Raw genomic sequence first — 20,037 nt, forward strand, 5'->3', positions numbered from 1 at the left:
TCTGGTCCGTCTATCGAAAGGTTCCGTCGACGGCCGTGACATGGACCGGACGGAAGCCAATCCCGTTCGGGGCGGCAGCCGCCAGCCCAGATCACCGACGGTCGGGTCCGGTCTCAGACGGACCAGTGTACGTCGGTTCCGGTGTAACGGCGACCATCCTGCGGGTACGCGACGCCGCGGGAGGCGACGTTGACGGATATCGCCGATCGATTGAACGTCTCGAAAGCGACGTGTAGCGACGTGCTACATCGGGCCGAGGGCAGCATCGTCTCGTGGTTCGTCGACGAACAGTTCGGGACGGCGTCCGACCCCCGGTCGTACCTCGAGCGGTGAACAGCGGGAAGGGACGACGGGCGCGGCCGGTTCGGTTTCCGCGGGTTCGATTCAGGTGTCGCAGTCCGAACAGCGGGTCCGAAACCGCAGTCCGATTCCGATCATGCCGAGCGTGACGAGGGTGACCGCCAGTTGCACGACCCCGCTGCTCGCGTTCCCGGCCGCGGCTCCGCCGGCGACGGCAGCGGTCCCGCCGACCACCAGGCCGCCGGTTCCGAGACAACAGAGGCTCGCAACGCCCGCGAGTCCCAGAAGCGACCGTCGGGATGCCGAATCGGAGTTCACACCTCGACGTTCGATCGAGTGTGGGTATATGTGTTGTGGCGTTTTTCCGCCCGAGCGGACGGCCGGCGTTTCGGAACGGGGCGAAACGCGGGACCGCTGCTCCCGGTGGCGTGACGCGATGACGAGCCGTCCCGCCACCGCGGAACGTCGAATTCGGAAGTTCTTTTCGTGACGGGCACAATACTGTATACGATGACGTTGCCTATCGACCCGAGCCAGATCGATCCGGACGAGATCGGTGCGACGCAGACGACCCTCGAGATGGACCACGAGGAAGCCATCGAACACGTCCGCGAGGTGTTCACCGACGCCGGCTTCGGGGTCCCCGTCGAGTTCTCCCCGTCGGAGCTGTTGAACGAGAAGGTCGACGCCGACCGCGACCCCTACTACGTCCTCGGGGCGTGTAACCCGGCGGTGGCCGACCGGGCGCTCGAGGCGACCGACGGGAAGATGGGCGCGCTGTTCCCGTGTAACGTCGTCGTCTGGGAGAAAGAACCCGGCCGCCAGCGCGTCTATCACGTCTCGATCATGCGCATCGCACGGCTCGTCGGGATTGCGCCGGACGACGAGGAGATGGCGGACATCGTCGCCGAGACTGGTGAACTCGTCGACGCCGCCTTCGAGGCCCTGTAACCATGGGTCACCACACGTTCGACGCCGATCGAGCGGACAAGTTAGAGGACGCCGAGCAGCGATATCGGTTCGTCTCGGCCGAGGAACTGCTGTGGGCGCTCTCGCTGTCGCCGGACGATACCGTCGCCGACCTCGGGAGCGGGACCGGCTTCTTCACCGACGACGTCGCTCCACACGCCGGGGCGGTCTACGCGGTCGATCTGCAGGCGGCGATGCACGAGTACTACCGCGAGAAAGGCGTTCCGGAGAACGTCGAACTCGTGACCAGCGACGTGAGCGACCTCCCGTTCGACGACGGCGACGTCGACGCCGCGTTCTCGACGATGACCTACCACGAGTTCGCGAGCGACGAGGCGATCGCCGAGGTCCGGCGGTCGCTCGCTCCGAACGGGCGACTCGTGATCGTCGACTGGGCGGCGACCGGCACCGGCGAAGCCGGTCCGCCGGTCGAGGAACGGTACAGTGCCGACGAGGCGGCGGACGCGCTCCGCGAGGCCGGGTTCGAGATCGAACACGCGGCCGTCCGTCCGGAGACGTTCCTGCTGATCGCGACACTCGAGTGAGCAGCCGGCTCACTCGAGCGGGTCGTGGCCGGCAGACTCCGTTTCAGTCCGTCGGTTCGGGGACCTCGTCGGCTCCTGTCGCTCGGAGCCAGCCCTTGATCAGTTCGTTGACGTTGTGGAAGACGACCCCGACCGACAGGAGCGTCGTCGTCAGGTAGATGACGAACCCCGGCGGGCCGCCAATCGTCGCGCCGAGGAGACCGCCGGTGATCCCGACGACCGTCAGCTCGAGCCACGTCAGCAGGACTCGAGAGCCGAGTCGGGGCGGTCGTCCGGTCGCTGCCCGGTCGCCGATGCGGTCGTCGCGGGCCGCGGACCGATCGTCGTCGCCGTCGGCTGCCATCAGTACGACTCACCCGTTTCGATCGGCCCGCTGAAGGCGGTGTAGAGGACCGCGAAGTAGACGAACACGAGCGGCAACAGGACGGCCGCGCCGACGGACATGAGATTGAGCTGCAGCGTCGAGACGATGGCCGTCTCGACCGTCAGTCCGGCCGCTCGATCGATGGACGGGTACATCAGGCCGGCGACGATGGCGACCAGCGCGAAGACCAGCCCCGCGGCCGCGCCGAACGCCGCGTAGTAGCGGTCCGCCCGCGTCGCCGCCACGTACACGCCGGCGAACGCGAGCGTCGCGAGGACGAGCGCCAGCACCGGTGCCGAGAGCAGGGCCGACCGCAACGCCGGTTCGACCGCGTACACGGAGCCAAGCGCCGCGACAACGAGGACGAGGTACGCGCCGAGCGCGCGATAGCCGTCCATCTCGAGGTCGTCGCGTAAGTCACCTCGCGTCTTCAGTCGGAGGAAGGCCACGCCGTCGACGACGGTGAGCGCGACGACGGCGAGACCGACGATCAGCGCCGGGAGGGTGACGATCGACGTCGCGCCGGTCACCCAGTTCGCGGTGAACATACCCAGAAAGAAGGGGGCGGTGAGGCTGCCGACGACGAACGCCCGGCCCCACCAGCGCTGCCAGCCGTCGTCGTGGCGCTGTTCGTACATCTCGGGTGCGAGTCCCCGAACGATGAGCGCGCCCAGAATGGCGAACATCAACAGGTAGTGGCGGCTGAAGAGGTTGGCGTAGACGGACGGAAAGGCCGCGAACAACGCGCCGCCGAAGACGACGAGCCACACCTCGTTGCCGTCCCAGAACGGCCCGATGGCCGCCAGCAACCGTTCGCGTTCGTCGTCGTCCTCGCGCGTCGCAAACAGCGCGCCGACCCCGAAGTCGAAGCCGTCCAGAAAGAGGAACATCGCGAGGATGAAAAACACCAGCCCGAACCAGAGGTCGGCCAGCGGGAGACCGAACAACGGCTCGGTCGCGAGCGCGGCCGGCTCAGTCATCGGCGCTCACCTCCGACGCGGGCCGTTCCGACGCGTCCCGCGTCGCGAGGTCGTCCCCGTCCGGCGGGCCGGCCCGAACGATGCGGACGACGACGTAGGTGTAGAGGGTCAGGAGGCCGAGGTAGACGACCGCGAACCCCACAAGCGTCGCCGTCGCCTCGGCGGCGGTCAACCCCGGCGAGACACCGTCTGTCGTCCGCAAAACGTCCTGTACGACCCACGGCTGGCGGCCGACCTCCGTGACGATCCAGCCCAGTTCGACCGCGACAATGCCGAGCAGCGTCGAGAGCATCAGGGCCTTGTGAAGGAGATCGTCCTCGAGGAGTTCGCCGCTCCACCAGCGGTAGCCGCCCCAGACGGCGAGCAGGACGAACCAGAACCCGAGACCGACCATCATCCGGAACGACCAGAAGACGATCGCCACGGGCGGCTGTTTTCCCTCGAACTCCTCGAGCCCCTGAATCGTCGCCTGCGGATCGCCGCCGCTCGCGAGCCACGACGCGCCACCGGGGATACCGATGCCGAAGATCTCCTTGGCACGCGGATCCAGCAGCTGGTTGAGGCTGGTCGGGAACGCGACGATGTACTCGGGGACGTAGGAGTCGGTCTCCCAGACGGCTTCCATCGCGGCGAACTTCTGGGGCTGGGTTTCCACGATGTGTCGCGCGTACAGGTCGCCGTGTAGCACCTGCAACGGCGCTGTCACGAGCAACGCGATGAGGCCGAACTTGAGCGTCGTCTCCCAGAACGCGACGTTCTCGACGGGGTACTCCCAGACGTGGTGTCTGAAGACGAAATACGCGCCGAGCCCAGCCATAAACAGCGCGACGGACTCGACGGCGGCGTTTTGCATATGGACGAACATCCAGGGGAACCGGGGGTTGGCGTAGGCCGCGACCGGATCGACCAGTTCGACGATCGTATGTCCGTTCGCCGTCGTCAACTCGTAGCCCCGTGGGGTCTGCATCCAGGAGTTGGCGATCAGGATCCAGACCGCCGAGAGCCACGTCCCCAGTCCGACCGCGACCGCCGACACCATATACAGCGCGTTCCCGACCCGCTCGCGCCCGAAGACGAAGATGCCGAGAAACGTCGCCTCGAGCATGAACGCCATCATTCCCTCGAGCGCGAGCGGACCGCCGAAGAGTTCGCCGGCGGTCGTCGAAAACGCCGCGAAGTTCGTCCCGAACTCGAACTCGAGGACGATACCGGTCACGGTGCCGACGACGAAGCTGACGGCGAAGATCCGGGTCCAGAACCGTCGCAACTGCTCGTAGATCGGCTCGCCGGTGCGGATGTCCTTCCACGTGAAGTAGACGAGGAAGGGGGCGAGCCCCATGCTCATCACCGGGAAGATGATGTGAACGATCGTGGTGAGCGCGAACTGCAGCCGACTGCCGAGGACTGGGTCGATCATGGCTGTTGGGAGCGGAACCTGTTGTCGGTCGTCCGTCCGTTCTCGTGAACCGCAAGCGGCTTCGATTGGATCTCGGTCCCACCGAGAAGTAGGGCTTGGGGTACGAACGTCGAAACAGCGCCTGACGCGGCCGTTTGCCGACGCAACTCCGATAGCCGGGCGACCGCCGAGCCCGTCGGACGGATGCCGGGTCCGACGCCGTTCGGTGCTACGCGTCCCTGACCCGTTCGATCGCGTCGTCGAACCGTTCCGGCGGCTGGGCACCGGTGAGCGATCCGGCGGCTTCGGACTCCGGATCGAAGACGACGAACGAGGGCGTCCCCGAGATGCCGAACTCGGTCGCTCGTTCCGCATCGGCTTCGACCGCGGCTTCGAACTCCGACCGTCGGTCCTCGAGACACGACTCGAGGGCGTCCGCGTCGACGCCGTCGACGGAACGGGTGTACTCGAGGAGGTTGTCCGTCGACGCCCACCCCGAGTTCTTCTCGCCCTGTTCGTCGAACACCGCCGTATGCCAGTCCCAGTACGCGCCGGGATCGTCGTCGCGAACCCGCTCCCAGACGCACTTGCCGGCGACCGCGGCGGTCATCGAGTCCGCACCGAAATAGGGCAGCGAGACGAAGACGATGCGAACGTCGCCCGGTTCGACGTACTCCCGAACGAGATCGGGGAGCGTCTCCCGTTCGAACTGCTCGCAGAACGGGCACTGGAAGTCGGTCCAGTAGTAGATCTCGAGCGGTGCTGCCCGTGAGCCCATGATCGGCTTTCCGCCGAGGTCGACGCCGAACGCTGACGTCTCGTCGCTCGAGTGAAACGACGGGGAGAGATGCTGTGCGGTGTCGTCGGATCGCGTGAGATAGTAGGCGCCACCGGCGCCGAGTGTCACGACGGAACCGGCGAGGAACGCGCGACGGGATGGCTGATCGATCGACATTGAATTCTCGTGACCGTTTCCGATCCGGGACGGTAACGGAATCGCCGATTTGCTGGCCCAGCAAATCGGAGTTGGTGATTTCAGGTCGTCCCCCGTCGATTCGATCGGATGAATACACGCGCCACGGGTCGAGAGTATCTGACGAACCTCATTGCAGCGGTCTCGTATCCGTTCGAGACGTGGCGAAGGACGATCGGCGCCGTTGCCGTCACGGGTGCGACCTACGTCCTCCTGATTCTGAGTACGATGCCGGCGTTCTCGCTTCAGATGCTCGGCGACGGCCTCCACTGGTTCGAGTACGTCGTCGTCTCACTCACGGAGACGGTGTACCGAACCGACGGCTGGACCGGGCTCGGAATCATCGTCCTGTATGCACTCCTGTCGGGGATCGCTGTCGTCAACGCCGTCACACAGCTGCGACTCGTCGGCGTCTCGAGTCTCGCCGACCTCTCCGGGATCGTCCCCGGACTCCTTGCCTCTGGCTGTGCGAGCTGTGGTGCCGGTCTCCTCGGCTTTCTCGGGTTCGCGGGGGGCCTCGCGGCGCTCCCGTACGACGGCGCGCTGGTTCGCGTCGGCGGGCTCGTGCTGTTGCTGTTCTTCCTCGGACGGGCGGGCCATCCCGAACGGTGTACCATCGCGACGGAGGGGGCGAAATGACGGGACGGGGATTCCTCCGACCGATCCGCTCGGATCGTCGGGCGATGGGGTACGGAGCGGCCGCTGGAATCGGCGTGTTCCTGTTGTTCGGTCTCGTCACCGGCTTGCTCCCGAACCCGCTCTACGTTCGGATGGTCCCGCGGACGCCGATCGACTACCTGTTCCTGACGTCGACCGCACTGCTCGCCGGCGTGTACACCGCACAGCGGCTGGCGACCGAGCGAGTCGAACCCGGGCTCGAGGACGGCGACACGAGCAGCGAAGATCGCCTGGCGCTTGGCGGTCTCGTCGGCGGGTTTCTGGCAGTCAGCTGTCCGATCTGTAACGTCGTTTTGCTCGCGTTGTTCAGTTCCTCGGCGGTCATGACGTACGTCGATCCGTTACGACCGGTTTTCGGAGCCCTCTCAGTGGTCCTGCTGGTCGGGCTGATCTACGTCCGCCACAGCCGGGCGTGTCCGACCTGTGCCGTCTGATCGGTTTTGAACCGCGTTCGAACAGCCGTCCGCCCCGACGAGTCGCTATAACGGCATCTCACTGACGCCGCTCGAGGGGGAATACAAGACGGTTGTGGTGATTTGCCGGGTCAGCGAATCGTGGCCTATTTGCCGCTGAACGAGAGGATCTCTCGTGTGCAACCCGGTGGTTCCTCGGAGTCGACGGCGATCTTCCAACTCCTCGCGGACGAGTACGCACGGAAGATACTCCTCGCCGCCGATCGGGACGGACCGAAGACAGCGAAGACGCTCAGCGAGGAGTGTGACGCCTCGCTGACGACGGTCTATCGCCGTGTGTCGACGCTGCAAGAATACGACCTCATCGAGGAATGCAGAACCGTCGACGCGGACGGCTCTCACCGAAGCGAGTTCGAAACCACACTCGAGGAACTCCACGTCGACGTCACCGACGGACAACTCTCGCTGACCATGGAGACACGCGACGAACTCGCCGACAACTTCACCGACCTCTGGCGCGGGATCCGGGGTGACGAGTAATGGACGCGTCGTTCCTCCTCGCCAAACTGATTACGCTCGTTTTGAGTCTCGTCGTCGCGTATCTGGCGTTTCACGGCTATCGGCGGAGCGGACAGACGCCGATGCTGTACGTCTCCGGTGGATTCGTCTTCATCGGTGCCGGGGCGATCTGTGAGGGGCTGATCTATCACGTGTTCGGGACGACGATCGCGTCCGCCGCCCTCGTGCAGGCAGTCATCGTCTCGAGCGGGATGGGACTCGTTTTGCTCTCGCTGACGAAGTGACGTTGCCCCGAATCTAGAAGAACAGCGCCGGCACGGTGTTCCGGAAGATGTTGAGCGAGATGATAAACAGGAGTCCGACGACGAACCAGTCGAACGTTCGCTCGTCGAACTCGAAGCGCCGGAGGTACGTACCCAGCAACAACCCGACGATGGTAACCACTGCGATCATCGAACCGAGCCAGAGCCGGTAGGTCGTCAGAAGATCGGTGAACAGCGCCATCTGGACGAGACGGACCGTAAAGATCGTCCCGAGTACCATCGACAGGCCGCCGATGTATCGCTCGGTGTCGCGTTCGAAGGTGTGGAAGTACGCCGGGAGGAGCGGCCCGAGGTTCGCGAACGCGAGCAGGAAGCCCTGAAAGAACCCGGCGGCGCCGAGGGCGAACGGGTGGTGGGCTTCCTCGACCGTGACGAAGTTCTGTACGAACTGAAAGGCCACGTAACCGAAGAGGACGAGACCGATGACGAACGCGACGATCGGGCCGACGCTGAACGTCGCGAGCGCCGCAACGCCGACGATGGTCCCCGCGATCGCGAGTACCAGCAGCGTCCACTCCTCACGAACGAACGCCCGTCCCGTCCCGGTTTCGGCGATCTGGAACATGTTGAGCATCCACGGCGGGATCGCCAGGACGACGACAGCGACGGTCGGATCGATCACCGACGCGACGATCGGCGTCATGATGAGCGAGTAGCCGAACCCGGTCATGCCCTTGACGGCGCCGGCGACGATCGCGATCAGGACGACCCCGGCGAGCAACTCGCCAGAGAGGTCGGACTGGACACCGTTCCCGACGTTCTCGAATCCGGGGAAGAAGACGACCGCGGCGACGAGAACGGCCACCGTCGCGCCGACCATCGTCACTTCCCGGTATCGGAACGCGAGGAGGTTGGTGAGAAACTGTTCGACGTCGACTCTGGATTCGGAGGTACTCATACTAGTTCGAAGGTAGTAGAGACGGCGCGCACCGTCGTTTGCAGTCAATTACCGGGCCCGACGTATTCGACTGTGCGATACGGCGAGATTCATCATCGCTCGAGTCACCGGTAGTCGACGACCGTCTCGAGATGGGCCTTCTCGAGGGCATTCACGAGGGGTTCCCGGAAACACCCGTGTCATAGATAGCGGCGATATTCGCTGTCCCTCCGCCGATGGCGGCGCGTCATCGTCGACCGCTTTCGATCAGTGGCTCGGTCTAGCAAGAGCAACTAGTATTGTACACTGGCCACAAAACACTGAAATACGTTCAGGGCCTACCAACAGTGATGACCGACTCAACGCCACCGGAGTCAACCGGCGACGGCCCCACGACCCGAAGCCCCGTCGAGTTGACCGACGGGACCGACTACGACGACCTGCTCGCGACACACGATCTCGTCCTGCTCGAGTTCGTTACGTCCGGCTGTGGTATCTGCGCGTCCATGGAGCCGGTACTCGGTGCGGTCGCACGCAGCGCACCGGGAGTCGTCGCGACGGTCAACGCCGGTCTCGTTCCGGATCTCACCGCCGAATTCGACGTTCGGAGCGTCCCGACGCTCGTCGTCCTGCGTGACGGCGAGGCGGTCGCTCGCTTCGACGACGGCTTCCAGCAGGCCGACACGCTCGTCGACGCGCTCGAGGCCCACGCAGCACAGTAGCGGGCCGCGTTCGGCCGACCGCTTGGCTTTCCTTCGGAGTCGTCTTTGTTCCTGACTCGAGACCGACGCGGTTCACTGGTTGATCTCGTCGATACGTCGAGCGACTGCCGTCGGACCGAATCGACATCTCTCAGAAACGCCATACCGACGCTCTCGCGGATCTCGGTTCGTCGGTCGAATCCGTCGAGTATCGTACTCCCGACCGGAACGTCCCGTCCCTTGCTTTCTCACGAGGGGCGTCCGCTGCCGGCGGCCGGACCGGAGACGGGGTCGAATCGAGCGTTCGATTGCTGCGTACCGCTACAGCCGCGGGCTTTCGCGGGGCTACTGCTGTGAGAAGACGCGTATAATTAGCGGATATCGACCGGGAGACGGTTAGCTCTGGGCAGGAATCTCGGTATCGGCCTCCGCATGTTCGTACTTGTCCTCGAACTCCTGGATGAGTTGCCCCATCTTCGCGTACCAGTCGTTTAGCTTTCGCTGCATGTCGTTTGCGATCTGGGTCGGGTCCGTCGGGTAGTAGACGTGATAGTACCCGCCCTGATCGTAGTTGATCTGCTCCTTTTGGATGAACCCGCTCTTGAGCAAGCGCTGGATCGATCGGTACGCGGTCGAACGCTCGCGGTCGACCCGATCGGCGACCTCGTCGATCGTCAGCGCTTGCTCGCTCTCGACGAGGACGCGAAAGCAGTCCTTGTCGAGTTGCTTGAGTCCGTGGATACATTCCAGTAACCCCTCACACTCCATGTCCTGCTGTAGTTGCTCTGCCATCGAGTTTGCCATGTTACTATCCGGTGATAGGGGCCGCATCGCTATAAGGGTTGTGTGAATATCGTGCAATCTCGATGAACTGCGATGAAACGCAGCGAGCGGCGGAGAGCGTCCTCAGTCCGCCGACGGAACGGACGCGTTCGCCTGTGCGCGCATCTCCGTCACAGTGCTGTAGATCACGGCCCCGCTGACCATGAACGCCGAGAGCAGGATCAGGGCGAAGCCGACGGTGTTGAAGATCTCGATGGCGAAGTAGTCGCCGGCCTGCTGGAACGCCACGGCGATCGACCCGCCCAGGAGCATCAGTCCGAAGTAGACCTTGATGTCGTCTTCGTTGACGATGCTGGTCGCGGCCGAGCCGATCCGAGCGCCCAGTGCACTCCCTGCGAGCAGCGGCGCGACGATCGAGAGGTCGACGCCGCCCTCCATCCCGTAGAGGAACGACCCGATCCCGCCCGAGAACACGATCTCGAAGAGATCGGTCCCGACCGCGACGGGAACGGGCACCCCGATGAGGTAGAACATCGCGGGCATCCGGATGAAGCCGCCGCCGACACCCAGGAAGCCCGACAGCAGCCCCGTCGCGAACGCGACGCCCAGGACCATCCACAGCGAGACCTGGATGCCGCCCGCGATCGTCATCATCGGCGGGACGCGGTAGGACTGGATCTTCTTCGCGATGTCGGGGATCGCGTCCGGATCGATCTCGTCGTCGGCCGCGTCGTGGTGGCCGCCACCGGAACTATCGCTGCCGTCGTTTTTGAGCGCGTTCCGCGTGACGAACACGCCGATCGCGCCCAGCAGGACGACGTAGGTGACACCGATGACACCGCCGGCGAGGCCGAGATCCTCGAGGTAGAACACCCCGATTCGCCCGACCTCGATACCGACCGACGTCCCGACAATCATCAACCCGCCGAGTTTGTAGTCGACCTGTCCCAGGTCGTGGTGCTTTAACGTCGCGATGACCGCCGTCCCGAAGACGAAAGCCATCCCGCTCCCGACGGCGACTCTGGCGGGATACCCCATCACGAGCAACGCGGGCGTGACGAGGAACGAACCGCCCATCCCGAAGAAGCCGAACAGCACGCCGACCATGAAGCCGAAGCTCACGAACAGCACGAGCGTCGCCAGTGCGATTCCGAATAGCTCCATTATGCGTGCTTCACCCTATCGATGACCGGCGTTGCGACTCGCTCGAGCGCGCCGTACCCGACGTAGAGGACGACCGCCTCGAGGAGGACGGTACCGACGAGGATGGCTGCCTGTACTGCTGACGAAGACGCGGTGAGATCGATCATCGGGACCGACCACCGCCGTTCGGTTGTGTACATCTCATGGGTTTCTGCTCACTACTGTCTACCCGGAGGATGATTATAACGCTTTTGGGAAGTGCGCACAATATTACTGCAGTCTATCTCACGACTATCATACGAAGATATCCGGATAACTTACGGGGATATACGGGTCGAGCGGCGGTCCGTCTACACAGTTCGCGCGCGGTCGAACGGACCGGGTCGCGCGGTTTCTCCGATCACGCTCTCGGTATCATTCCGACTGACACTTGCCGATGTTCGGGTCACCGCCTGCTCCGTCCGTGACCGCGTGATTGCAATCGGTATTGATACCCGGAAACAATATAGAGCCGTCGGCCCTACGAGTAGTATGAAAGCGATCTGTGCGACCGACCTCTCCGCCGCTAGCGAGGCGACGATCGAGAGCGAGACCTGTCTCGAGTGTCTCGAGCGGATCGGCGTCGAGGAGATCCATCTCGTGACCGTGATTCCGTCGAACGTCCACGCGGGCATGCCCGGGATGCACTTCGAGGAACGCCGCGAGCAGGCCCTCGAGCGCTACCGCCGTGTCGTCGAAGACGCGGGCTTCGATGTCGAGACGCACGTCGTCCGCGGGACGCCCCACCGACGAATCAACGGCATCGCCGAGGCCGTCGGTGCCAGCCTCACCGTCGTCGGCTCGCGCGGGAAGAGCCCGCTCGAGAACCGAGTCATCGGCTCGACCGCGCGCAACCTCGCGCGCACGACGGTCGTCCCGCTGCTGGTCAACCGGATCGAACGCGAGGCGGACGAGCCGGACGTCGTCCGCGAACACCTGTTCCAGCGCGTGCTGTACGCGACGGACTTCTCCGAGAACGCCGAGCGGGCCTTCGAGGCGTTCTCGTACCTCCGCCACGCGACCCAGGAGGCAACGCTGGTCCACGTCGAAACGCCGACGGACCCGGGGCTTCCCGAGGACGACGATCCCGAAGCGCGACTGACGGAGCTAGCGACGCGACTCGAGGACTGGGGGATCGAGACGCGGACCGAAGTCCGCCGGGGCGATCCCGCCGACGAGATCCTCGCCGCGGAGGCCGAGTACGAGCCGACCACGACTCTCGTCGGCTCGCGCGGGCACAGCCGACTCCGCCGACTGCTGCTCGGGAGCGTCTCCGAGGACATCGTCGCACGGGCGGACGGGAACGTCATGCTGATCCCGCCGAACCGATCGGCCTGACCGGCGGTCCGACACCGGAACCCGGCTCGCCACGCAGCGACACGAGTGCCGACGCGACCGCCGTCGCCGTCGCCTCGCGGGCAACTGTGGCCGGCCCGAAACACGCGTCCAAGACGGCGAGGCGACCGGTTATCCCGTCGCTCGGCCCAGCGCTTTCGCGAGTGCGAGCAGAAAACCGATTCCGGCCTGAGTGTCCGGATCGCGAAGCGCTTTCGCGACGCCGACCGGACCGACGGGGTCCGCAGGCTCGGCCCCGGCCTCGCCGACGGCCTCGAGCAGGTCCCCGAGCGTCCGAGCCACGTCGTCGTCGGCCGCCGTGTCGGCCACTTCCTCGAGGCGTGTTCCGGTCGCCGCGAGGTCCGTGACCATGCCGTCGTCCATCGCACAACACGCGTAGCGACGCAGCTGCAACGACCCGGCGGTGGATACTGACCGTTCGAACAGCGTCTCTCCGCCGTTCGTGAACACCGAGCGACGGCAGCTCCAATCTCGGTGGGCCGTGTCAGTCACCAGTGGCGCTTGCGACGACGATCCGGCAGACGATCGTCCCGGTGATAGCGACGACGGCGCGCCCATTCAGCCCCAGTGAGATGCCGGCAAGCGACGTGAACGTACTCAGCAACGAAAACAGAACGACGACGGGTAGCACCCAGCTGACGGTCATCACCCACGGCGTGGCCAGCGCGTCCAAGCGGCCGGCACCAGCGCTGAACTCCTCGATTGCCTCCGTCCGCAGGATCCACCCGGCGATCGCGAGAAACGCGAACAGCCCGACCGACAGCATGATATCGACGAGCGGTCCGGAGACGAACCGGAAGACCGAACTCGCGAGTGCCAGTCCGCCCCCGGTCACTGCGATCAGAAGCGAGACTCCCACTGTCGCCCGTCGGCGCGAGACGCCGTACTCGTCGACAAGTGTTGCAACAGGTGTCTCGAGGAGGCTGATGCCACTGGTCACGGCGGCCAGCAACACGGTTGCGAAGAAGACCGTCGCGACGACGGCACCCCCCGGTAGCGAGCCGAACACCGACGCGAGCGCGACGAATAGCGCCCCCGGACCGCCCTGTCCCGGATCGATACCCTGTGAGAACAGCAGCGGGATCACGATCAGTCCGGCGAGTACCCCGATGACCGTATTCGAAATCGCGATGACGAGCGTGGCACGGGGAAGCGACGCATCGTCCTCGAGGTAGGACGCATAGGTAAGCATCGCACCGGCACCGAGCGAGAGCGTGAACAGCGCTTGTCCCGCCGCCGGGCCGAGAATATTCACGAAGTTTGCAGCGAGGTACTCGCCGTCGAAGCCGAGATAGAACGCGTAACCGGCGGCAGTATCCGGCTGCGTCATCGTCCACGCCGCGAGACCGATAAGGAGTACCACGACGGCCGGGAGCATGACCTTCGAGACCCGTTCGATGCCGCGGCTCACACCGAAGAAGACGATCGCGGCGATGATAGCGAGAAAGGCCAGATGGAACCCCACTGCCTGCAGGCCGTAACTCATCTGCCCGAAGTACTGCGCTGGCTGGCCGAAATACGCACCAACCGGCGAAACCAGCGTATAGCGGAGGATCCAGCCGCCAACGACCGAGTAGAAAGAGAGCATCACGATCGTCGTGACCACGTTAAACGACCCCAGCGCCGATCCCTCGGGGGAACCGATGAGCGAGCGAAGGGCCCCGGTCGGCGTCTGTTTTCCGCGTCGCCCCAGCACGAATTCGGCAAGGAGGCCCGGCACGCCGACGCCGATGATCAACAGTAGATACATCACGAGGAACGCACTCCCACCGTTCTCGGCCGTCAGCCACGGGAACCGCCAGATGTTCCCGAGTCCGGCGGCGCTGCCGACCGCAGCGAGAACGAACCCCAGATTCGAAACCCACGAGTCACGAGTAGCCATCAGTGTGGACGCTCGTTAAGGGAGAGATAAGTCGGTATTGATTCGGCCGGTTACACGCTGTTCGCCGTCCACGACCCCCTACGCTGGATCCGGACGCGATAGTGCCGAGCCGACGCCAGTACTAGACCTCGAGTTCGGTACCACAGTCCGGGCATTCCATCGCCGGCTCCCCGCCGGCCATCGTGAACTCCATGTACTCGCTTTCGCCACAGTCCCGACACGGTACTGCGACTCGGATGTCGGTCGACTCCTGTGGCGTGCCGAGCGCGAGCGCACGGAGGGTCTCGTCGGCTTCGTTTCGCCCCTGCTGGTACTCCCCCGCATCGAACCGGATCAGCTCCCCTTCGCTGACGGTGACGGTTTCGCTAGCCGCCCCTAGCTCCGGCTTCGTCTCGAACGTGGCCTCCCCCTCGAGGACGAAAAACGTCTCCTCTTGGTCGAGATGTGTATGGAGGCTGCCGGCGAACTCCTCGCCCGACTCGAGTGCGTAGTAGTTCATCGAGAAATCCGTGGCATCGAGCGGGTCCGATACGCTTCGTCGCTTCTGGCCTCCCGATTCCGGCGTCATGTCGTCGAGATCTATCTTCTGCATGCAACCACGGATAGCGGTCTCGAGGACGAAAAGGATACTGCGACTCGCAAGCGGTATCCCGGTGTCCGTCACCCCTCGAGAACGCATGGACGACCGCGACAGCGACCGGGAGCCGACCGAAACGGGCCGACTCCCTCGAGTCGGCCGCGTCCGCCAGCGGTCTCAGAGTTCCAGCAGGAACATCAAGCCGTAGCCGAGTCCGAACGCGAGTCCGAACGACCCGACCCACGCGGCGACGGTGAGGCCCAGCTTACGGGGGCTGACACCGTCCCCACCGGTGACCGCGAGTCCGCTGCCGATGATGGCGCTGACGATGATCTCGTTGAACGAGACCGGGACCCCCAACAGGACCGCGGTCTGTGCGATGAGAAACGAGGGGACAAGCGTCGAGATCGACCGGCGCGGCCCCAGCGACGCGTACTCCTGTGAGATCGACTTGATCATGCGGGGTGCGCTCGTCCAGGAGCCGACGAGGATCCCGACCCCACCGCCGAGCAACACCACGACCGGCGACACCGTCGGCAGGTCCTCGAGGAGCGGGAACAACGGACCGACCGCCAGTCCGACCTGACTCGCGCCCGCCGAGAACGCCACGAGCGAACCGAGCGCGAGCAGGAACCGACGCAGGCCGCCGGCCTGATCACGACCGACGTCCCAGCGAACGACGGCCGCGGCGATCGCGCCGAAGCCGAGCGAGATCGCGGTCACGGTGGCGACGCCGTCGACGGGAACCAGCGTGGCCCCGGCGGCCGCGAGCGTGCCTCCGACCGACGAGAGAAACGAGAACTCGAGGGTCGCGACGACCGTGCCGACGATCCCGGCGAGGATCGGGACGCTGACGTCTTCCGGGACATCGGGTCGCGGGAGGATACTGGCGAGCCCATAGGCGATCCCGCCGCCGACGAACGGCGTGAGTAGCCAGACCGCGCCGATTTCGGCGTACTTCCCCCAGGCCGGATCGCCGCCGAGCGCGAAGCCGACGCCGATGACCGAGCCGGTCACGGTGAACGCGGTCGCGATCGGGTAGCCGGTGGAGATGCCGATCGCCATCAGGCCGGCACCAAGCAGCAACACGACGATGACGCCGGCGGTCGGGAGCGTGACACCCTCAACGAGGCCGCTCCCGACGGCTTCCGAGACGCTCGCGCCTTGTGTCACCGCGCCGGCGAACCCGAGGATCCCGACGAGAAACGCCGCGCGCATCGTCGAGATGGCGTTCGCCCCGACGGCCGGGGCAAACGGCGTCGCGCCGCTCGAGCCGGCGCCGATCACCCAGGCCATAAACAGGCTCGCGAGCGCGGCGGCTGCAAACAGTAGTATCGTTCCTGGATCCATTAGTGTTCGAATTGCCTTCTTTTCAGTTTGCGAAACACGAGACGTGAAGGGCGTTAGTCGGCACCCGCGGGGGCCGCGTCGGCCGCGGCGCGCTTGCTTCGCCAGGCTCCCTGCAGGTACGCGCCGACGAACATGCCGGCGAGCGCCCACAGGATGGTGACGTTACCGACCCCGAGGCTGGCGTAGGCGGCACCGGGACAGATGCCCGAGAGGCCCCACCCGACGCCGAAGAGCGCGCCGCCGATCAGGACGTTCCGGTCGAACGGCTTCAGCCGGCGTTCGTATCGGTCGCCCGTCAGCGGCGCGCTGTCACGTATCCGGGGCATCACGGCGAAGGCGATCCCGGAGACGATCGCCGCGCCGAACATGACGAACAGCAGTCCGAAGTCCTCGAACTGCAGGAAGTTCAGCACGACCTCCGGACGCGCCATCTGGCTGAACCCGAGCCCGAACCCGAAGATCAGGCCGCCGACGAGGATCAGCGGCATGAACAGGGGATGGCGGTCGCCGCTCACGGGTCGTCACCTCCCTGCTCGCCAACTCGAGCGGTGACCGTCTCGCTCATGGCGACACCCCCAGTGCCGAAACGGCCTGTGCGGTCACGATCGCGACCGTCAGGAACGTCGCCACGCCGACCAGCGACGTCTTCGACGCCGACCCGACGCCACAGACGCCGTGGCCGGACGTACACCCTTTGCCGATTCGGGTGCCGATCCCGACGAACACGCCGCCGACCAGCAGCCGCCAGGGCTGTACGTCGGTCGACCAGAGGGTCACGCCGCCGACCTCGTACAGTTCGCCGGTGGTCCCGGGCTCGTAGAGCGAGGTCGTCAACACGCCCGACTGGACCGTCGCCGCGAACGCGAACGCGCCCAGGATGATACCGAGCGTGAACACGACCCGCCAGTCTCGCGAGGAGACGTACTGCTGGAACCGGGACTGCCCCGAGACGTACGACAGCGTCGACTCGAGGAACGTACTCGCCCCGGCCGGGATACCGGTCCCGACGTAGATCACGACCGTGCCGAGACCGACGAGTAGTCCGCCGATGGCGTAACGGCTGATCCCGTTGGGGAACAGCTCGGCGGTCAGTTGGAGCGCGATTGGATCAGCTACCATGTGGCGTTAGTCACCGGCGAGCGACTCCTGACTCGCCGCGCAGTTGTTCGGGCCGAGTTCGAGTTCGAACGCCTCCTCGTCGTCGGCCGCTTGCTGCCCGAGGTTCGTCGCGATGATGGCCTCGTAGTTGGCCGGTCGGGGCGGCATGTCCGAGAGGATCAGCTCGACGAACTCGTCCTCGTCCATCGTCAGGGCATCCATCTCCTCGACGAGGTCGCCGATCGGCGCGGTGTAGGTGCCGTCGTCGGCCGGGACGGCGGAATCGCTGAAGTGAGCGCCGCCGATCAGGGTCTCGTCGGGCAGGGCGAGGACCCGCTCCTGGAGCGACTCGTAGAGGGTTCGGGCCGCGTCGGGGGCCCCATCGTCGCCCTCCTCGAGGTCGGGGCGGGCGACGCTCTCGATGAAGAGCCCGTCGCCGGTCGCGAGCAGGCTCGCATCGAGCAGGTACGAGGTCATCCCGGTCGTGTGGCCGGGCGTCGCGATCGTCTCGATGGTGGCGTCGCCGACCTGGAACTGGTCGCCGTCCTCGGCCTGGGTCAGCTCGTCGGCGTAGGTGACCCCGCGGTCGACCGCCGCTGCGGGGATGACGCCCTCGACCCCGTCGTCGTCGAGGTCGCGGACGCCAGAGATGTGGTCGGCGTGGATGTGCGTATCGAGTGCGTACTGCAGGTCGACGCCCAGCTCTTCGGCGTCAGCGAGGTAGCGATCGGTAAACGCCCGCAGCGGATCGACGACGGCGGCCTCACCGCCGTCGACGAGCAGATACCCGAGACAGCCCGAGGAGGGGCGCTGGTACTGGTAGAGCGTCCCCGAGCCGTCGTAGCCGGTGACCTCGACACGCTCGTAGATGCGCGCCCAGCCGTTCATCCCGTCCTCGAGGTGGTTGACATCGTACCCGCGGTCCGCGAGCGTGCCTGCGACGAACTCGCTGGCACCGCCCTTGGCACAGAGGACGGTCACCTCTCGATCCTGGGGAATCCGTGCAAGGATGTCGTCGTCGATCTCGTCCTCGAGGAACTCGAAGTACGGGACGTTGATCGACTCGACGGTCTCGCCGTCGACGTGCCACTCGTCGTAGTCCGATTCCATACGCGCATCGAGGAGCGTGACGTCTTCGCCCGCGTCGATGCGGCTCTTCAGCGTGTCCGGCGTGATCGTTTCGACTTCTGTGTCAGGGGTCGGGAAGTCTTCTGGGTTCATTGTCGTACATCCCTCTGTATTGGCTGGTCGCATAAAAGGATTTGCATAGTAGTTCCTTCAACGCACAATATAGGGCCAGTAGGATGTGGGGTGGGACCCCTCTCAAGAGGCGATAAACGCAACCTAAGGGTTGTATTGCGCCTGTGCGGAGGACTGGTTGTTTGTGTATTCCACAATAACCGACATCCTTTTAACCTCGTGCCCAATATTGTGTAGTAGCTCCAATACAGATACGGAGTATCCAACTATGAGTGACGAATTCGACATCACGGAGACGCTCGACGTCAAAGGTGCATCGTGTCCCATGCCAGTCGTCAAGGCCAAGTCGGCTATCGACGACCTCGACGAGGACGACGTTCTCGAGGTCGTAGCGACGGACTCGGGCAGTATGAGCGACATCGACGGCTGGGCGACCGGGACCGATGGCGTCGAACTCCTCGAGCAGGTCGAGGACGGCGACGTCTACAAACACTACGTGCAGAAGACGGCGTAAGATGAGTACGGACACACCGTCGGCGACGGACGGCGAGCCGATGACCGAGGAGGAGTTGCGGGCACAGGTCGCGGAACTCGAGGAGAAAGTCGCCGCGCTCGAGACGGCAGTCGGCGACGATCAGCAGAAGATGACCATCGTCGCCACGCAGGGCAGTTTCGACATGGCGTATCCGCCGCTGATCCTCGCGAGTACGGCGGCCGCTTTCGGCTGGGATGTCGTCGTCTTCCACACGTTCTGGGGGCTCGACATCCTCCACGAGGAGAAGTCGAAAGACCTCAAGCTGAGTGCCGTCGGTAACCCGAGCATGCCGGTCCCGAACGCCGTCGCTGCGCTGCCCGGGATGGACATGATGGCCACGAAGATGATGCAAAAGAAGATCGACGAGAACGGGACCGCCACCATCGAGGAGTTGATCGATCTCTCACTGGAAAGCGGCGTCGACCTGCAGGCCTGCCAGATGACGATCGAGTTGATGGACTACGACGAGGACGACTTCTACGACGGCGTCACTACGGGTGTGGGTGCAGCCACTGCGTTGCAACACATGGCCGAATCCGACATCCAACTCCTCGTCTGATCGCTGACCGACACCGAGTCGACGTTTTCGAAGCCGTACCTTCCGTCCTCGAAGCGAGTGCCATCGGGGCAGCCACGGGTCCCGCCGTCAGCTACGGGCCACGCTCCCGCTGGCCGGTGGCTGCATCTGCCGGCCCCACGACTACACCGCGGTTCGTGGACGCGACCACCATGGTCGATATCGATACCGACACCGATTCGGACCCCGAACTCGGGACCGCGACGATCGTCTACGAGACGCCCGGCGAGACCGACGAACGGGCCACGGTCGACAACGACCGCATCGCTTACTTCCAGGATCACTGGCTGTTCGCGTACGGGACCGACGACGACGGCAACGACGTCGTTCGCCGGGTCCCCAAAGAGCGTGTGCACTACGTCGAACGATCCGTCGAGGAGATCGAGGCGACCTTCGAATCCGGCCTCGAGAAGGCCAAAGGAAAACTCGAATCGCTTCGGGACTGATGAACCCGCTCTG

Annotated in this window: 27 protein-coding genes and 1 pseudogene; 12 read left to right on the forward strand and 16 right to left on the reverse strand. The window is 64.9% G+C overall.

Annotated features, from left to right (window positions below; genetic code table 11):
• Nucleotides 1–165: 165 nt before the first annotated feature.
• A pseudogene (locus NATPE_RS21050) lies at nucleotides 166–333 on the forward strand (helix-turn-helix domain-containing protein); the annotation flags it as partial.
• 51 nt (nucleotides 334–384) lie between these two features.
• On the opposite strand, the gene NATPE_RS07060 reads toward NATPE_RS21050, so the two are convergent.
• The gene (locus tag NATPE_RS07060) at nucleotides 385–618 is read right to left on the reverse strand and encodes a hypothetical protein (protein ID WP_006179426.1); all 234 of its coding nucleotides are present in this window, start codon (nucleotides 616–618) and stop codon (nucleotides 385–387) included.
• 192 nt (nucleotides 619–810) lie between these two features.
• Here NATPE_RS07060 and NATPE_RS07065 point away from each other — a divergent pair, with 192 nt between their 5' ends.
• Nucleotides 811–1,251 carry a DUF302 domain-containing protein gene (locus tag NATPE_RS07065; RefSeq protein WP_006179425.1) on the forward strand — a complete coding sequence of 147 codons (441 nt, stop codon included), beginning with the start codon at nucleotides 811–813 and terminating at the stop codon, nucleotides 1,249–1,251.
• A 2-nt stretch (nucleotides 1,252–1,253) separates the two neighbouring features.
• Complete coding sequence (locus NATPE_RS07070) at nucleotides 1,254–1,814, forward strand: class I SAM-dependent methyltransferase (protein ID WP_006179424.1); 561 nt, start codon at nucleotides 1,254–1,256, stop codon at nucleotides 1,812–1,814.
• Nucleotides 1,815–1,857: 43 nt separating this feature from the next.
• Here NATPE_RS07070 and NATPE_RS07075 read toward each other — a convergent pair whose 3' ends face one another.
• The 4 genes from NATPE_RS07075 to NATPE_RS07090 all read right to left on the reverse strand — a co-directional run bounded on the left by NATPE_RS07075 (nucleotide 1,858) and on the right by NATPE_RS07090 (nucleotide 5,509).
• Nucleotides 1,858–2,157 (reverse strand): hypothetical protein, encoded by a 300-nt coding sequence (locus NATPE_RS07075; protein WP_006179423.1) that lies wholly within the window; start codon nucleotides 2,155–2,157, stop codon nucleotides 1,858–1,860.
• Nucleotides 2,157–3,158: a cytochrome d ubiquinol oxidase subunit II gene (gene cydB / locus NATPE_RS07080; protein ID WP_006179422.1), complete on the reverse strand. Its 1,002-nt coding sequence runs from the start codon at nucleotides 3,156–3,158 to the stop codon at nucleotides 2,157–2,159. The genes NATPE_RS07075 and cydB overlap by 1 nt, the downstream gene beginning before the upstream one ends.
• Nucleotides 3,151–4,575 (reverse strand): cytochrome ubiquinol oxidase subunit I, encoded by a 1,425-nt coding sequence (locus tag NATPE_RS07085; RefSeq protein WP_006179421.1) that lies wholly within the window; start codon nucleotides 4,573–4,575, stop codon nucleotides 3,151–3,153. Before NATPE_RS07085 ends, cydB begins: the two co-directional genes overlap by 8 nt.
• 208 nt (nucleotides 4,576–4,783) lie before the next feature.
• Nucleotides 4,784–5,509, reverse strand: coding sequence for a DsbA family protein (locus NATPE_RS07090; RefSeq protein ID WP_006179420.1), 726 nt, complete (start codon nucleotides 5,507–5,509; stop codon nucleotides 4,784–4,786).
• A gap of 108 nt (nucleotides 5,510–5,617) precedes the next feature.
• On the opposite strand from NATPE_RS07090, the gene NATPE_RS07095 reads away from it, so the two are divergent.
• The 4 genes from NATPE_RS07095 to NATPE_RS07110 all read left to right on the forward strand — a co-directional run bounded on the left by NATPE_RS07095 (nucleotide 5,618) and on the right by NATPE_RS07110 (nucleotide 7,421).
• Nucleotides 5,618–6,166, forward strand: coding sequence for a hypothetical protein (locus NATPE_RS07095; RefSeq protein WP_006179419.1), 549 nt, complete (start codon nucleotides 5,618–5,620; stop codon nucleotides 6,164–6,166).
• Nucleotides 6,163–6,639, forward strand: a complete 477-nt coding sequence (locus NATPE_RS07100) for a hypothetical protein (protein ID WP_006179418.1) — start codon at nucleotides 6,163–6,165, stop codon at nucleotides 6,637–6,639. The genes NATPE_RS07095 and NATPE_RS07100 overlap by 4 nt, the downstream gene beginning before the upstream one ends.
• A 156-nt stretch (nucleotides 6,640–6,795) precedes the next feature.
• Nucleotides 6,796–7,158: a winged helix-turn-helix domain-containing protein gene (locus tag NATPE_RS07105; protein WP_006179417.1), complete on the forward strand. Its 363-nt coding sequence runs from the start codon at nucleotides 6,796–6,798 to the stop codon at nucleotides 7,156–7,158.
• Entirely contained in the window at nucleotides 7,158–7,421 is a 264-nt protein-coding gene (locus NATPE_RS07110; protein ID WP_006179416.1) for a DUF7521 family protein, read from the forward strand. Before NATPE_RS07105 ends, NATPE_RS07110 begins: the two co-directional genes overlap by 1 nt.
• 13 nt (nucleotides 7,422–7,434) lie before the next feature.
• Here the strand turns inward: NATPE_RS07110 and NATPE_RS07115 are convergent, their stop codons facing one another.
• Entirely contained in the window at nucleotides 7,435–8,358 is a 924-nt protein-coding gene (locus NATPE_RS07115; protein WP_006179415.1) for a sulfite exporter TauE/SafE family protein, read from the reverse strand.
• A gap of 329 nt (nucleotides 8,359–8,687) precedes the next feature.
• Here NATPE_RS07115 and NATPE_RS07120 point away from each other — a divergent pair, with 329 nt between their 5' ends.
• A complete protein-coding gene (locus tag NATPE_RS07120; protein ID WP_006179414.1) occupies nucleotides 8,688–9,059 on the forward strand; it encodes a thioredoxin family protein in 372 nt (123 codons plus the stop codon).
• A 375-nt stretch (nucleotides 9,060–9,434) separates the two neighbouring features.
• On the opposite strand, the gene NATPE_RS07125 is transcribed toward NATPE_RS07120, so the two are convergent.
• The 3 genes from NATPE_RS07125 to NATPE_RS22620 form a co-directional block, all read right to left on the reverse strand.
• Nucleotides 9,435–9,842, reverse strand: coding sequence for a helix-turn-helix domain-containing protein (locus tag NATPE_RS07125; protein WP_006179413.1), 408 nt, complete (start codon nucleotides 9,840–9,842; stop codon nucleotides 9,435–9,437).
• 102 nt (nucleotides 9,843–9,944) lie between these two features.
• Complete coding sequence (locus NATPE_RS07130; RefSeq protein ID WP_006179412.1) at nucleotides 9,945–10,985, reverse strand: sulfite exporter TauE/SafE family protein; 1,041 nt, start codon at nucleotides 10,983–10,985, stop codon at nucleotides 9,945–9,947.
• Nucleotides 10,985–11,131, reverse strand: a complete 147-nt coding sequence (locus NATPE_RS22620) for a DUF7512 family protein (protein WP_015298862.1) — start codon at nucleotides 11,129–11,131, stop codon at nucleotides 10,985–10,987. Before NATPE_RS22620 ends, NATPE_RS07130 begins: the two co-directional genes overlap by 1 nt.
• 364 nt (nucleotides 11,132–11,495) lie before the next feature.
• Here NATPE_RS22620 and NATPE_RS07135 point away from each other — a divergent pair, with 364 nt between their 5' ends.
• Complete coding sequence (locus tag NATPE_RS07135; protein WP_006179410.1) at nucleotides 11,496–12,341, forward strand: universal stress protein; 846 nt, start codon at nucleotides 11,496–11,498, stop codon at nucleotides 12,339–12,341.
• 129 nt (nucleotides 12,342–12,470) lie between these two features.
• Here NATPE_RS07135 and NATPE_RS07140 read toward each other — a convergent pair whose 3' ends face one another.
• From NATPE_RS07140 to NATPE_RS07170, 7 genes are all read right to left on the reverse strand, one after another.
• The gene (locus tag NATPE_RS07140) at nucleotides 12,471–12,722 is read right to left on the reverse strand and encodes a DUF1641 domain-containing protein (RefSeq protein ID WP_241432713.1); all 252 of its coding nucleotides are present in this window, start codon (nucleotides 12,720–12,722) and stop codon (nucleotides 12,471–12,473) included.
• A 121-nt stretch (nucleotides 12,723–12,843) separates the two neighbouring features.
• Nucleotides 12,844–14,241, reverse strand: coding sequence for a sodium-dependent transporter (locus tag NATPE_RS07145; protein WP_006179408.1), 1,398 nt, complete (start codon nucleotides 14,239–14,241; stop codon nucleotides 12,844–12,846).
• A gap of 121 nt (nucleotides 14,242–14,362) precedes the next feature.
• Nucleotides 14,363–14,833 (reverse strand): cupin domain-containing protein, encoded by a 471-nt coding sequence (locus NATPE_RS07150; RefSeq protein ID WP_006179407.1) that lies wholly within the window; start codon nucleotides 14,831–14,833, stop codon nucleotides 14,363–14,365.
• Between the two features lie 162 nt (nucleotides 14,834–14,995).
• Nucleotides 14,996–16,168 carry an inorganic phosphate transporter gene (locus tag NATPE_RS07155; RefSeq protein ID WP_006179406.1) on the reverse strand — a complete coding sequence of 391 codons (1,173 nt, stop codon included), beginning with the start codon at nucleotides 16,166–16,168 and terminating at the stop codon, nucleotides 14,996–14,998.
• A gap of 53 nt (nucleotides 16,169–16,221) precedes the next feature.
• Nucleotides 16,222–16,683 carry a YeeE/YedE family protein gene (locus NATPE_RS07160; protein WP_006179405.1) on the reverse strand — a complete coding sequence of 154 codons (462 nt, stop codon included), beginning with the start codon at nucleotides 16,681–16,683 and terminating at the stop codon, nucleotides 16,222–16,224.
• A gap of 46 nt (nucleotides 16,684–16,729) precedes the next feature.
• Nucleotides 16,730–17,287: a YeeE/YedE family protein gene (locus tag NATPE_RS07165; RefSeq protein WP_006179404.1), complete on the reverse strand. Its 558-nt coding sequence runs from the start codon at nucleotides 17,285–17,287 to the stop codon at nucleotides 16,730–16,732.
• A gap of 6 nt (nucleotides 17,288–17,293) precedes the next feature.
• Entirely contained in the window at nucleotides 17,294–18,487 is a 1,194-nt protein-coding gene (locus NATPE_RS07170; protein WP_006179403.1) for an MBL fold metallo-hydrolase, read from the reverse strand.
• Nucleotides 18,488–18,734: 247 nt separating this feature from the next.
• Between NATPE_RS07170 and NATPE_RS07175 the strand changes: the two genes are divergently transcribed.
• From NATPE_RS07175 to NATPE_RS07185, 3 genes are all read left to right on the forward strand, one after another.
• Nucleotides 18,735–18,980 (forward strand): sulfurtransferase TusA family protein, encoded by a 246-nt coding sequence (locus NATPE_RS07175; RefSeq protein WP_006179402.1) that lies wholly within the window; start codon nucleotides 18,735–18,737, stop codon nucleotides 18,978–18,980.
• A gap of 1 nt (nucleotide 18,981) precedes the next feature.
• On the forward strand, nucleotides 18,982–19,560 hold the full coding sequence (locus tag NATPE_RS07180; RefSeq protein ID WP_006179401.1) for a DsrE/DsrF/DrsH-like family protein: 579 nt from the start codon (nucleotides 18,982–18,984) through the stop codon (nucleotides 19,558–19,560).
• A gap of 170 nt (nucleotides 19,561–19,730) precedes the next feature.
• Complete coding sequence (locus NATPE_RS07185; RefSeq protein WP_015298865.1) at nucleotides 19,731–20,024, forward strand: hypothetical protein; 294 nt, start codon at nucleotides 19,731–19,733, stop codon at nucleotides 20,022–20,024.
• Nucleotides 20,025–20,037: the final 13 nt, after the last annotated feature.

It is taken from the genome of Natrinema pellirubrum DSM 15624, from assembly GCF_000230735.2.
Taxonomy (GTDB): Archaea; Halobacteriota; Halobacteria; order Halobacteriales; family Natrialbaceae; genus Natrinema; species Natrinema pellirubrum.